A 12,075-nucleotide genomic window follows, 5' to 3' on the forward strand; every position below is an offset into this window, starting at 1 on the left:
GGAGGAGGCCCTCAGGATCGCCCTGCAGGGCATCCTGAGGGGCCACCTGCCTTTTCGGGTCCGCCTCGGCGGGTGGGGAAACTTCCCCCAGGGGGTGGTGTACCTCAGGGCCTACGGGGGAAGCCCCTTCCGGAGGCTCTACCACGCCCTCGAGCCCCTGGCCCCGCCCCTCAAGGAGATAGAGGGCCCAAGCTACCTCCCCCACCTCACCCTGGCCTTAGGCCTCTCCGAGGAGGAGGCGAAGGCCCTGGCGGAAAACCTCCCGTCCCCGCCCCGCCGCTCCTTCTTGGTGAAGGAGGCGGCCCTGGTGCGGGACGAGGGGGAGGCGCTTTTGGAGGTGGCCCGCTTTCTCCTGGGGGCTAGTCCAGGAAGTCCCTGAGCTTCCGCGTGCGGGACTCGTGGTACTTGAGTTTGCGGAGGGCCTTGTTCTCAATCTGGCGGATCCGCTCCCGGGTCACGCCAAAGTAGGCTCCTACCTCTTCCAAGGTGTGCTCCCGCCCGTCAATGAGCCCCTTCCTTAGCTTGAGCACCATGGCCTCCCGCTCGGAGAGCTTGGAGAGGGCTTTTTCCAGCTCCTCGGCCAGGAGGTTTTGGGCGGCGGCCTCCACGGGGGAGGGGAGGTTCTCGTCGGGGATGAAGTCCCCGTAGAAGCTGTCCTTCTCGTCCCCGATGGGGGTTTCCAGGGAAACGGGCTCCTGGGCGATCTTAAAGGTCTCCTCCACCCGCTTGGCGTCCCAGCCTGGTCCCATGGCCTCGGCGATCTCCTCGTAGGTGGGCTCCCGGCCGAGCTCCTGCTGGAGCTGGCGGGAGGTGCGGGAGAGCTTGTTGATGGTCTCCACCATGTGCACCGGGATGCGGATGGTGCGGGCCTGGTCGGCGATGGCCCGGTTGATGGCCTGCCGGATCCACCAGGTGGCGTAGGTGGAGAACTTGAAGCGCCGCTTGTACTCAAACTTTTCCACCGCCCGGATGAGGCCCTGGTTGCCTTCCTGGATAAGGTCTAGGAAAGAGAGGCCCCGGCCCGTGTACTTTTTGGCGATGGAGACCACCAGGCGGAGGTTGGCCTCAATGAGGTGCTGTCTGGCCGCCTCCCCCTCCCGGGCGATGTGCAGGTAGCGCTTGAGCTCCTTGGGGAGGCTTTTCAGCTTCTGGTCCACCTCCTCTATGGTCTTGGGGTCAAGCTTCTCCTTGAGGCCGGGGATCTGCTGGATGCGGGCTGTGCCCAGGATCTTGGCCCGCACCACCTCCCGGATGAGGTCGGGATCAAGCCCCGTGGCCTCGGAGAGCTTTTTGATGGCCTCCATGCCCTCCTCCACCTTTCTCGCCAGCTCAATCTCCTCCTCCAGGGTGAGGAGGGGCACCTGGCCGATCTCGTGGAGGTACTGGCGGACGGGGTCGGAGGTGGACACCTTGGGGAGGGCCAGCTCCTCCTCTTCCTCAAAGAGCTCCTCTCCCTCGCCCGCGAGCAGATCGTCCGCTTCCAGGTCTAGGGGCTCCTCCAGGACCAGATCCCCTTCGGCCTCCAAGAGCTCGGGGTCGGGCTCGGGGAGGTCGGTGAGGTCCGCCTCCGCGAGGCCTCTTTCCAAGAAGGGGTCCGGTGCCTCGGTAGGGGAGGCGGAAAGCTCCGCCACGGGTTCCTGGGCCTTGGCCTGCGTCTTGTTCTTCTTCTTGGCCTTCAAGGCTTTCCTCCCTCCTTCGCCGCGAAAAGCACCTTGTACTCCCTCACCAAGAGGGTCTTGAAGCCGCCGAAGCGCGCCTCCAAAAGGGGCTCGTACTTGAGAAAGGGGTTAGCCACCAGAAAAAACCCACCGCCCGGCCTTAACCGGGCCGCCGCCGCTTCCACGAAGGCCTGGGCCACATCCAGGATGACCGCACCCCCCACGTGAAAGGGGGGGTTCGTCACTATGATGTCAAACCCTTCCCCTTCCGTCAAGGCCTCGTCCACGTCGGAGTGGAGGACCGAGGCCCGAAGCCCGTTGGCCCTGAGGCTCGCCTTTAGGGAGAGCACGGAGGCCCAGTCGTCCTCCACCGCCGTGACCTCCCCGCCCAGGCGGGCGAGGGGCAGGGTGAGGGCCCCGTAGCCCGCCCCCAGGTCCAGGACGCTCCTTCCCCTAAGGTCCCCGACCTCCCCCTTCAGGGCCTCGAGGAGGAGGAGGGAGGCGGGGTCCACCTTCCCCGCCGAGAAGACCCCGGGGAGGTGGTGGAAGGTGAACTCCTGGCCTAGAAGGCGGGTTTGGAAGGCGTGCCAGAGGGGAGGAAGGGGCGGGGCCTCCTTCTCCTTCTCCAGGAGGGCCACCCGGTAGGGGCCTTCCCGCCTTACCACCACGCCGTAGCCGAGAAGCCTTCGCGCCTCCTTGAAGTAGCGCTCAAACCCCTTGTTCTTGTCCCCGGCGAGGTAGAGCCGCCCCCCCGGGCGGAGGGCGCGGGCCGCGGCCACCAGGCTCGCCTCCACGTAGCGGCTTCCCCGCCCCGCGGGGAGGGCCAGGACCACGAGGTCGTAGGCGCCTTCCTCGGCCTCCCAGGGAAGGGCGAGGCGGGCCTTTAGGCCGCTCGCCGTGAGGCATCGGAAGGCGGCCCGGGAGGTCTCCAGGCGCTCCACCGCCATCTTTCCCTCCAGGGGAAGGCTTCCCCAGCCCACCCCGGGGTTGAGGTCCAGGGCCTTTTGGCCAAAGGGCTCCACGGTCTTCTGCAGGAGGTCGTAGACCGGGTCCCGGAAGCCCCGGGCCCCCGGCTTCACGTAGAGCACTCCCCCGGGCCGGGGCAGGGGGGTGAGGCGGTGGTACTCGGCGAGGGTCAGGCCCACGTCCTTTCAGGATACGGGGCTTCAGCCTGGGGGGCAAATGTGCTAACATTCCCTTTCAAACCGCCCTTGGGCGGGGAAGGAGGGAAGCGTGGCCCTGGTGGTTCAAAAGTACGGCGGCACCTCGGTGGGGGACCTGGAAAGGATCCACAAGGTGGCCCAGCGCATCGCCCACTACCGGGAGAAGGGGCACAGGCTCGCGGTGGTGGTCTCGGCCATGGGCCACACCACCGACGAGCTCATCGCCCTGGCCAAGCGGGTGAACCCAAGACCCCCTTTCCGCGAGCTGGACCTCCTCACCACCACGGGGGAGCAGGTCTCCGTGGCCCTCCTCTCCATGCAGCTTTGGGCCATGGGGATCCCGGCCAGGGGCTTCGTCCAGCACCAGATCGGCATCACCACCGACGGGCGCTACGGGGACGCCCGGATCCTCGAGGTGGACCCTGGCCGTATCCGGGAAGCCCTGGACCAGGGCTTCGTGGCGGTGATCGCGGGCTTCATGGGGACCACCCGGGAGGGGGAGATCACCACCCTGGGCCGAGGAGGGTCGGACACCACCGCCGTGGCCATCGCCGCCGCCCTTGGGGCCAGGGAGTGCGAGATCTACACGGACACCGAAGGGGTCTACACCACAGACCCCCACCTCATCCCCGAGGCGAGGAAGCTAGAGGTCATCGGCTACGACCAGATGCTGGAGATGGCCGCTTTGGGGGCCAGGGTCCTCCACCCCCGGGCGGTCTACTACGCCAAGCGCTACGGGGTGGTCCTCCACGTGCGTTCCAGCTTCTCCTACAACCCCGGTACCCTGGTGAAGGAGGTGGCTATGGAAATGGGCAAGACGGTGACGGGGGCGGCCCTGGACCTGGACCACGCCCAGATCGGGCTCATCGGCATCCCGGACCAGCCGGGCATCGCGGCCAAGGTCTTCCAGGCCCTGGCCGAAAGGGGCATCGCCGTGGACATGATCATCCAGGGGGTGCCGGGGCACGACCCCTCGAGGCAGCAGATGGCCTTCACGGTGAAGAAGGACTTCGCCCAGGAGGCCCTGGAGGCCCTAGAGCCCGTCCTCGCCGAGATCGGGGGCGAGGCCCTCCTGAGGCCCGACATCGCCAAGGTGTCCATCGTGGGGGTGGGCCTGGCCTCGGCCCCGGAGATCCCCGCCAAGATGTTCCAGGCGGTGGCCTCCACCGGGGCCAACATAGAGATGATCGCCACCAGCGAGGTGCGCATCTCCGTGATCATCCCGGCCCAGCACGCCGAGGCGGCCCTGAGGGCGGTGCACCGGGCCTTTGAGCTGGACCAGGCCTGAGGGAGCGCCTGCACACGCCGAGGAGAAGGCGGCCTGGGTGGTCTACCCCTGGGCCCCGGAGGCCTGGCCCAGGGGCTGAGCTGGGCCCCCGCCGCGGAAGAGGCAGGGGCTTGGAAAGGGCCGCTTGTACGCCTGCTGGCCCCAGGAAGCCTTTTCGGAGTCCCCATGCTGGCACAAGCCAGCATGGGGTGGGATCAGATGAGGCCCAGGGCCTTCACCTGCTCCATCTCGTCCAAAAGCTCCTGGGCCGTGATCTCCATGCGCTTGCGGGCGAAGGCGTTGATCTCTAGACCCTCCACGACCCGGTACGCCCCGTCCTTGGCCGTGACCGGGAAGGAGTAGACGATCCCCTCGGGGATCCCGTACTCCCCTTGGGAGGGGACGGCCATGGAGACCCAGTCCCCCTCCGGGGTGCCCAGGGCCCAGTCGCGGATGTGCTCTATGGCGGCGTTGGCGGCGCTGGCGGCGCTAGAAGCCCCCCGGGCCTGGATGATGGCCGCACCCCGCTGGGCCACGGTGGGGATGAAGTCCTTCTCGTACCACTCCATGTCCACCAGTTCCAGGGCGGGCTTCCCGTCCACCTCGGCGTGGAAGAGGTCGGGGAACATGGTGGAGGAGTGGTTGCCCCAGACGGCGATCTTGCGGATGCGGTCCACGGGGACCCCGGTCTTCTTGGCGAGCTGGGCCTTGGCCCGGTTGTGGTCCAGGCGGGTCATGGCGGTGAAGTTCCGGGGGTTGAGGCCCGGGGCGTTCTTGTAGGCGATGAGGGCGTTGGTGTTGGCGGGGTTGCCCACCACCAGGACCTTCACCTCCCGCTTGGCCACCTCGGCCAGGGCCCGGCCCTGCTCGGTGAAGATCCGGCCGTTCATCTCCAAAAGGTCCCGCCTTTCCATGCCCGCCTTCCGGGGGGCGGCCCCCACCAAGAGGGCGTAATCGGCCTCCTTGAAGGCCACCTTGGGGTCGTCCGTGGCCTCTATCCCGCGGAGGAGGGGGAAGGCGCAGTCCTCCAGCTCCATGATGACCCCCTCCAGGGCTCTCATGGCCTGGGGTATTTCCAGGAGCTGGAGGATTACGGGCTGGTCCTTGCCCAACATCTCTCCCGCGGCGATGCGGAAGAGGAGGCTGTAGCCGATCTGGCCTGCGGCGCCGGTCACCGCCACGCGAACGGGGCTTTTCATCCTCTACCTCCCTTGGGCCTAGGCCCAGGGGCATTTTACTTCCCGCTGGCCCCGGGAATCCCCTTATACCACCCCAGGCTGGCGCAAGCCAGCATGGGGGCCCCGGGAAAGAAGCCCCACAGAGGCCTTGGCTTAGGCGAAGGATTCACGCCAAAAGGGTTTTGGGGGGCATTAGAGGCCCCGGTAGATGCGCCTTTCCGCCTCTATGGCCTGGTCCAGCTCCTGGATCTCCCGCAGAAGCTCCAGGCTGGGGCTCTGCTGCAGAAGCTCCTTCAGCTTGGCCCGCCTCTCCAGGTAGTAGGCCTCCCGCAGGCGGGCCAAGGCCTTTTCCATCACCTCGGGGAGGCGGGCCTCCTCCACCTCGGGGGCCATCATGAGCCGCTCAAAGAGGATGCCCCCGGCCTCCTTGCGGCTCAGGACCTGGCGCAGGTAGTCCTTGCGGGGCTCCTTCTTGGCGAGCTCCAGGAACTCGGCGAGGAGGGAGCCTTCCGGGGGCCAGACGTGGTCGGCCACGTAGAGCACCCAGTGCGAAAGGCGCTCCTGGGGAAGGGAGAGGAGGAGGGCGATGACGTCCAGCTCCAGGAGGAGGGCGCGGTTTTTGGGTTCGGCCTTTGGGGGTGGGGGCGGCGGGGGCTTGCCCCGGCGGCGGCTTTGCAGGTACTCGTTGAGCTCCTTGGGGGAGAGGCCCAGGCGCTCCACCACCAGGGCCTTGAGCCTTTCCGCCACGGGGTCAAAGGGCTCGAGGGAGAGCATCCTGGGGGTGAGGGCCTCCAGGACCTTCCGCTTGTGCTCGGGCCGGGAGAGGTCTAGGCCCTTCACCGCCTCCTGGAAGCGGAACTCCACCTCGGGGAGGGCTTCCTCCAGGGCCTTTTGGAAGAGGGCGGGGCCCTCGGGGTGGAGGAGGAGCTCCCCGGGGTCCTTGGCGGGGAGGCGCACGGCGTAGAAGAGGAACTGCCGGGCCATCTCCAGGTCCAGGCTCTGCAGGGTGGCCCTCTGCCCGGCCTCGTCGGCGTCAAAGGCCAGGTAGACCTCCCGCACCTCCTGGGCCTTCAGGAGCCGGGCCTGCTCCTCGGAAAGCCCCGAGCCCAAAACGGCCACGGTCTCGGCGAAGCCCATCTGGTGGAGGGCGATGGCGTCAAAAAGCCCCTCCACCACGATGGCCCGTCCCTCCCGGAGCTTGGCCTTGGCCTCCGGGTAGGCGAAGAGCACCTCCCGCTTGCGGAAGAGGGGGGTTTCCGGGGAGTTCAGGTACTTGGGCCCCTCCTCCCCCAGGGCCCTTCCCGTGAAGGCCACGATGCGCCCCAGGTGGTCCTTGATGGGAAAGGTGATGCGGTGGCGGAAGCGGTCAAAGAAGCGCCCGTCCCGCTCCGCCAGCACCCCCGCCTTCAGGCCCTCCTCCGGGCTCACCCCGTGGCGGGCGAGGTGGGCGAGGAGGCCATCCGCCTTGGGGGGGGCGTAGCCCAGGCCGAAGCGGGCGAGGCTTTCCGGGGTGAGGCCCCGGGCCCTCAGGTAGGCCCGGGCCTCCTCGGAGGCCTCGAGGCCTTCCCGGAAGTAGGCCTGGGCCAGCTTGAGGACCTCGAGGAGCTCCCTGCGCTTTTCCGGGCCTCCCCGCTTTGGGAGCTCCACCCCGGCCTCCTCCGCCAGGCGCTCCAGGGCGGCCTGGAAGTCCAGGCCCTCTATCCTCTCCACGAAGGCGACGAGGTCCCCCCCGGCCTTGCAGCCGAAGCAGTGGAAGAGGCCCTTCTCCTCGTCCACGTAGAAGGAGGGGGTCTTCTCCTGGTGGAAGGGGCAAAGCCCCTTCCAGCGCCCGCGGCCTGCGGGCTTCAGGGCCACGTAGCGCGAGACCACCTCCTTGAGGGAAAGGCGGCGCTTTATGGCCTCTATAGCCCCTTCCCGGTCCACGGCACCCTCCGCCTACGCCAGAGCTGGCGAACCCACCTTCCCAGGATACCGTACCCCTTGAGGTCCTCCCACCCCCCCTCGCCCAAGAGGGCCCGCCGCCAGCCCCGGGTGAGGGGCACCGAGGGAGTGAAGCCCAGGAGGTGGTCCACCCGCTCCCCCTCTTCCAAGAGGAGCTGGGCCCGGAGGAGCCGGGCCACCTCCAGGTGGACCAGGAAGCCGGTGCGGTGGGTCCGGTAGAGGAGGTGCTGGGAGAGGACCCGGGCCTTCTTGGGGTCTTGGGGCCAGTGGTAGAGGGCCAAGGAGGTGAGGGCCAGGTGGTGCACGTAGGGGTTGGAGAGCCTTCCCGCCTCCCGGAGGGCTTCCTTCAGGAAGGGCTTGGGGTTTTCTCCCCTGAGCCAGCGGTGGTGGGCCAGGGCGAGGGTGGTGGGCTCGGTGAGCACCTCCCCCGGGCCGGCCATGCCGGAGAGGCGCTGGGCCAGGACCACGGCGGGCCCGAGGACGGTGGGCTCTCCCGCCTGCCCGTTCCCCAAGGGCGCCCAGAGGACGGGGCCGCTCGCCACCCCCGCCCGGGCGGGGAAGGGGGAGGCGGCCACCATCTCCAGGGCGGCCCCCAGGGCCCGCCAGGGTTCCTGTCCCCTGGCCCTGGGGGCCCCGAAGAGCACCAGGATCCCGTCCCCCAGGAAGCGGTGGACGAAGCCCCCGTGGGCCCGGGCCACCCGGGCGGCCTCCTCCAGGGCCCCCTGGAGGCGCTGGTAAGCCGGGGCCAGACCTTCCCGGAAGCCCTCGCTGGAGGCCACCAGGTCAAAGAAGACCACGCTGACAAAGCGCCGTTCCTCGGGCAGGAGCACCTCCAGGGCCCGGCCGCAGGCCATGCAGAACCGGGCCTCGGGGGGGTTCTTCTGGCCGCAGGCGCACCGCATCTCAGGCCACCCGGCGCTCCCAAGGGCCCCCTCACTCCCGGAAGAGCATCAAGGGAGGCCAGAGGAGGACCTCGGCCTCCTCGGGCAAGGGGGCTTCCCCGTGCACCAGCACGGGCACGGGGGCTTCCAGGAGGTAAAAGCCGTCTCCCAGGGCCTCCGCCCTTCCCCCCAGGCGGTAGGTGGGGCCTTCCCGCCTAAGGAAAGGCGCTCCTTCCAAGGGCTTGGCCTTCCGCACCGCCCCGTGGAGGAGGGCCCTCACCCGGCCCGTGGGGGCCGGGGGAGCCCCCCGGTCAAAGGCGTAGACCACCTGGTCCCCGCAAAGGACCTCCACCAGGGGGCTTCCCCAGGGCTCGGGGAAGAGGTAGACCTCGAGGGCGTGGGTCCGGAAGCGCTGGTAGAAGGCCTCGGGGCTTTCCTCTATGGCCCGCTTTGGGCTGGTCATGGGCAAAAGTTTACGCGCCCAGGCCCGGAGCCCGCAACACCGCCCGGGGCTCAGTGCGCCACCCGGGCCGGGAGGGAGAGGACGAGGCGGGCGGCGAGGAGGAGGGCGGCCTCCTTGTCCAGGTACTGGTTGCCGTTGCCGCACTTGGGGGAGAGGACGCACCGGGGGCACCCCGCCTCGCACGGGCAGGCCTTGAGGAGCTCCAGGGTGGCCCTGAGCCACTCCGGGAAGCGCCGGGCGGCGGCCCGGGCGTAGCCCACCCCGCCCGGGTAGCCGTCGTAGATGAAGACCGTGGCCCCGCCCGCCGAGGGCAGGGGCCTGGGGTAGAAGGGGTAGGAGAGCCCCCCGATGTCCTGCCGCTCCGCCAGGACAAAGAGGGGGAGGAGACCGATCATGGCGTGCTCCAGGGCGTGGATTCCCCCGGGCACCCGGTGAAGGGGGACCGCCACCTCGGGGTGGAACCAGAGGGCCTCGGTGGGGAAGGCGATCTCGGGCAGGTCCAGGGGCACCTCCTCCAGGACGCTCCCCGTGAAGAAGCGCTTCTTCACGTACCCCACCACCCGCTCCCGCAGGACCACCTTCCCCACGTAGACCCCGTGGCCCACGGGCTCCCCCGAGAGCACCTCCAGGTCGGTCTCCGCCCGGGGCTCGGTGTAGTAGTCCTCCAGGGCGGGGAGAAGCCAGATCTCCCGCCTCCCTAGGTCCACGTTCCTCACCAGGTAGCTCTCCCCCTGGTGCAGGTAGATGGCCCCGGGGTGGGCCTCCCAGTAGGCCTGGCGCTCGTCCAGGTGGCCCAGGACCTCCCCTTCCGGCCCCCTTAGGGTGAAGGTGGCCCCAAGGCCCCGGAGGCTAAGCTCCTGGTGGGGGCGCTTTTTGGGGGTGTAGTAGCGCCCGTCCTTCTCCTTGAGCTCCCGCAGGGCTTCCCCGCACAGGACCTCCTCCCGCGCCAGGGGCCGCTCCCAGGCGGCGGCGTGGAGGTGGAGGGGGCAGAGCACGGGGTTCTTGGGGTCGGCCACGGCCTCCTCCGGGGGGCTTTGCAGGAGGAGGTGGGGGTGGTGGAGGAAGTACTCGTCCAGGGGGTCCTCCCGGGGGATGAAGACCACCAAGGCCCGCCGTTCTCCCCGGCCCGCCCGCCCCGCCCGCTGCCAGAAGCCCGCCACCGAGCCCGGGTAGCCCACGAGCACCACGGCGTCCAGCTCCCCGATGTCCACCCCGAGCTCCAGGGCGCTGGTGGAGACCAGGACCCGCACCTCTCCCTTTTTTAGGGCCTCCTCCAGCCTTCTCCGGTCCTTGGCGGTATAGCCCGCCCGGTAGGGGCGCACGGCGGGGTGGGCGGCGTAGCGGGCGATGAGCTCCGTCGCCTTGCGGCTGTTGGCGAAGACCAGGGCCCTCAAGCCCCCTTCCGCCAAGGTCCTGGCCAGGTAGGCGGCCTCGAGGAGGGGGCTCCGCCTGCGCTCCCCCTTGCGGTCCAGGGGCTTGGGCAGGAGGACGAGGAGCTCCCTTTCCGAACGGGCCACCTCTTCCCGAAGCTCCACGAAGGGGAGGCCGGTGAGGGTTTCGGCGTGGGCCTTGGGGTTTTGGATGGTGGCGCTGGCGGCGATGACCTGGGGGCTCGCCCCGTAGTGGCGGGCCAGGCGCAGGAGGCGGAAGAGGACCAAGGCCACGTGGGTGCCAAAGACCCCCCGGTAGGCGTGGAGCTCGTCCAGGACCAGGTAGCGGAGGCGGGAGAGGAAGGAGGCCCACTCCCCGTGCCGGGGCAGGAGGCCGAAGTGGAGCATGTCCGGGTTGGAGAGGAGGACGAGCCCCCGTTCCCGGGCCGCCTTCCGGGTGGAGGCTGGGGTGTCCCCGTCGTAAGGGAAGACCCCTTCTACCCCCAGGGCCTGGGCCATCTCCTTAAGGCGCCTGAGCTGATCGTGGGCCAGGGCCTTGGTGGGGAAGAGGAGGAGGCTGGTTCCCCCTTCCAGGGCCGCCTTTAGCACCGGCACCTGGAACACCAAGCTCTTCCCGGCGGCGGTGGAGTAGGCCATGACCACGTTCCTCCCGGCCTCCACCTCCCTTAGGGCCACCGCCTGGTGGGCGAAGGGCTTTAGGCCCAGCGCCCGCACCACCCCGGCGAAGGCCCCCTGGTAGGGAGCGGGCCTCGGGGGCTTCCTGGGGAGGAGGCGGGCGAAGACGATGCGCCCCCGGAACTCCGCCTCCGTCTCCAGCCACTCCCGGTAGCTGGAAAACCCCCGAAGCGCCTCGGGTAGCACCCCCTTATTATGGGGGCATGATCCTCACCACCACCCAAGAGGTCCAGGGGAGGAAGATCACGGCTTACTTGGGTATCGTCTTTGGGGAGGCCATCGTGGGGGCCAACATCCTCCGGGACATCTTCGCCCGGGTGCGGGACATCGTGGGGGGGCGGAGCGGGGCTTACGAGGCGGAGCTTCGGCGGGCCCGGGAGACGGCCCTTCTAGAGCTGGCGGAGGCCGCCCTCCGCTTGGGCGCCGACGCCGTGGTGGGCGTGGACGTGGACTACGAGGTCCTGGGCTCGAACAACTCCATGCTCATGGTCACCGCCAGCGGCACCGCCGTGAAGCTTTCCTCCTAAAACCCCTTCACCCACACCTCGTGGATCACGGGGCGGCCCAGGTAGGGGGCCCAGAAGGGGCTCGCCCGCTTGGCGTAGACCCGGAAGCCCAGGCTCCGGTAGAGCCCGCGGGCCGCCTGGTTGGCCCGGGTGGTGGAAAGCTGTACCCCCCTGACTCCCTTTTCCCTCATGCAGTCCAGAAAAGTGGCGAGGAGAGCCCTGCCGAGGCCCCGTCCTTGGGCCTTGGGGTCCACGGCGATGTGGAGGTGGGCGGGGTAGCGGTCCTTGGGGGCCCGGGGTCCCGGGAAGAGGAGGAGGCGGAGGAGGTAGCGGAGGTGGGGAAGCCTGGGGCCGTAGCCCCCTAGAAGGAAGCGGAGGAGGACCCCCGGCAACCGGGCGAGGAGGGCCAGGGCCAGGGGAAGGCTGGCGCAGGCCCCCAGGATGTACCCCACCACCTGGCCCCCCTCCTCGGCCACCAAGGAGCAGCACCCGGCCCTTAGGTAGGGGGCTACGAAAAGCTCTCCCCAGAGGGCCTCGCTGGGGAAGACCTGGGAGCCTTCCCGGCCCAGGAGGAGGGTCTTGTGGGATAGCCGGGCGATGGCGGGAAGGTCCTCCGGGCGGGCCGGGCGCAGGGTGGCCACCCCTCCAGTTTAGAATGGCCTTCGTGCGCCGTCTGGCCCCGTGGCCGTGGCTTCTCCTCCTCTTCCTCCTCTACTTGAGCGTGGGGGAGGCCCTGAGGATTTGGCTGGGGCTTCTTTGGACCGAGCGCCTTCTGGTGATCCTGGCCGCCTTGGGGGTTTGGGCTTTCATCAACGGCCGTTTCGTCTTCGCCTACTACCACGCCCTCCTCTCCTCGGCCCGGGCGCGCCGCCTGCCCCTCTTTCCGGGGCCTGGGGAAAGGGAGCACCTCCTCGTGCTCGCCCCCCATCCCGACGATGAGGTGTTGGCGGCA

10 protein-coding genes and 2 pseudogenes are annotated in these 12,075 nt (G+C 69.2%); 4 read left to right on the forward strand and 8 right to left on the reverse strand.

The features are described from left to right. Positions 1-379, forward strand: a 379-nt coding sequence (locus AC01Y6_RS07405) for a 2'-5' RNA ligase family protein (RefSeq protein WP_476670939.1), incomplete at its 5' end; no start/stop codon positions are given. Here AC01Y6_RS07405 and rpoD read toward each other — a convergent pair. Beyond that, complete coding sequence (rpoD, locus tag AC01Y6_RS07410) at positions 360-1,679, reverse strand: RNA polymerase sigma factor RpoD (protein WP_428719796.1); 1,320 nt, start codon at positions 1,677-1,679, stop codon at positions 360-362. The two genes, AC01Y6_RS07405 and rpoD, sit on opposite strands and share 20 nt — an antisense overlap. Next, positions 1,676-2,803, reverse strand: a complete 1,128-nt coding sequence (locus AC01Y6_RS07415) for a methyltransferase (protein ID WP_476670941.1) — start codon at positions 2,801-2,803, stop codon at positions 1,676-1,678. The genes rpoD and AC01Y6_RS07415 overlap by 4 nt, the downstream gene beginning before the upstream one ends. A gap of 88 nt (positions 2,804-2,891) precedes the next feature. Here AC01Y6_RS07415 and AC01Y6_RS07420 point away from each other — a divergent pair, with 88 nt between their 5' ends. Continuing rightward, on the forward strand, positions 2,892-4,109 hold the full coding sequence (locus AC01Y6_RS07420) for an aspartate kinase (RefSeq protein WP_476670942.1): 1,218 nt from the start codon (positions 2,892-2,894) through the stop codon (positions 4,107-4,109). Between the two features lie 194 nt (positions 4,110-4,303). Here the strand turns inward: AC01Y6_RS07420 and AC01Y6_RS07425 are convergent, their stop codons facing one another. From AC01Y6_RS07425 to AC01Y6_RS07445, 5 genes and pseudogenes are all read right to left on the reverse strand, one after another. Beyond that, the gene (locus tag AC01Y6_RS07425; RefSeq protein ID WP_476670943.1) at positions 4,304-5,287 is read right to left on the reverse strand and encodes a malate dehydrogenase; all 984 of its coding nucleotides are present in this window, start codon (positions 5,285-5,287) and stop codon (positions 4,304-4,306) included. Between the two features lie 171 nt (positions 5,288-5,458). Then, positions 5,459-7,189: a DNA primase gene (dnaG, locus tag AC01Y6_RS07430; protein ID WP_476670944.1), complete on the reverse strand. Its 1,731-nt coding sequence runs from the start codon at positions 7,187-7,189 to the stop codon at positions 5,459-5,461. A gap of 407 nt (positions 7,190-7,596) precedes the next feature. Continuing rightward, positions 7,597-8,109, reverse strand: a pseudogene (locus AC01Y6_RS07435) (zinc-ribbon domain-containing protein); the annotation flags it as partial. Between the two features lie 31 nt (positions 8,110-8,140). After that, positions 8,141-8,551: a hypothetical protein gene (locus AC01Y6_RS07440; RefSeq protein WP_428719802.1), complete on the reverse strand. Its 411-nt coding sequence runs from the start codon at positions 8,549-8,551 to the stop codon at positions 8,141-8,143. Positions 8,552-8,601: 50 nt separating this feature from the next. Beyond that, positions 8,602-10,803 (reverse strand): DEAD/DEAH box helicase, encoded by a 2,202-nt coding sequence (locus AC01Y6_RS07445; RefSeq protein WP_476670946.1) that lies wholly within the window; start codon positions 10,801-10,803, stop codon positions 8,602-8,604. 17 nt (positions 10,804-10,820) lie between these two features. Between AC01Y6_RS07445 and AC01Y6_RS07450 the strand changes: the two genes are divergently transcribed. Next, positions 10,821-11,144, forward strand: coding sequence for a heavy metal-binding domain-containing protein (locus AC01Y6_RS07450; RefSeq protein WP_347240586.1), 324 nt, complete (start codon positions 10,821-10,823; stop codon positions 11,142-11,144). On the opposite strand, the gene AC01Y6_RS07455 is transcribed toward AC01Y6_RS07450, so the two are convergent. Next, entirely contained in the window at positions 11,141-11,764 is a 624-nt protein-coding gene (locus AC01Y6_RS07455; protein ID WP_347240585.1) for a GNAT family N-acetyltransferase, read from the reverse strand. The two genes, AC01Y6_RS07450 and AC01Y6_RS07455, sit on opposite strands and share 4 nt — an antisense overlap. Before the next feature lie 23 nt (positions 11,765-11,787). On the opposite strand from AC01Y6_RS07455, the pseudogene AC01Y6_RS07460 reads away from it, so the two are divergent. Beyond that, positions 11,788-12,075, forward strand: a pseudogene (locus AC01Y6_RS07460) (PIG-L family deacetylase); the annotation flags it as partial.

The organism is Thermus sp., assembly GCF_056332225.1.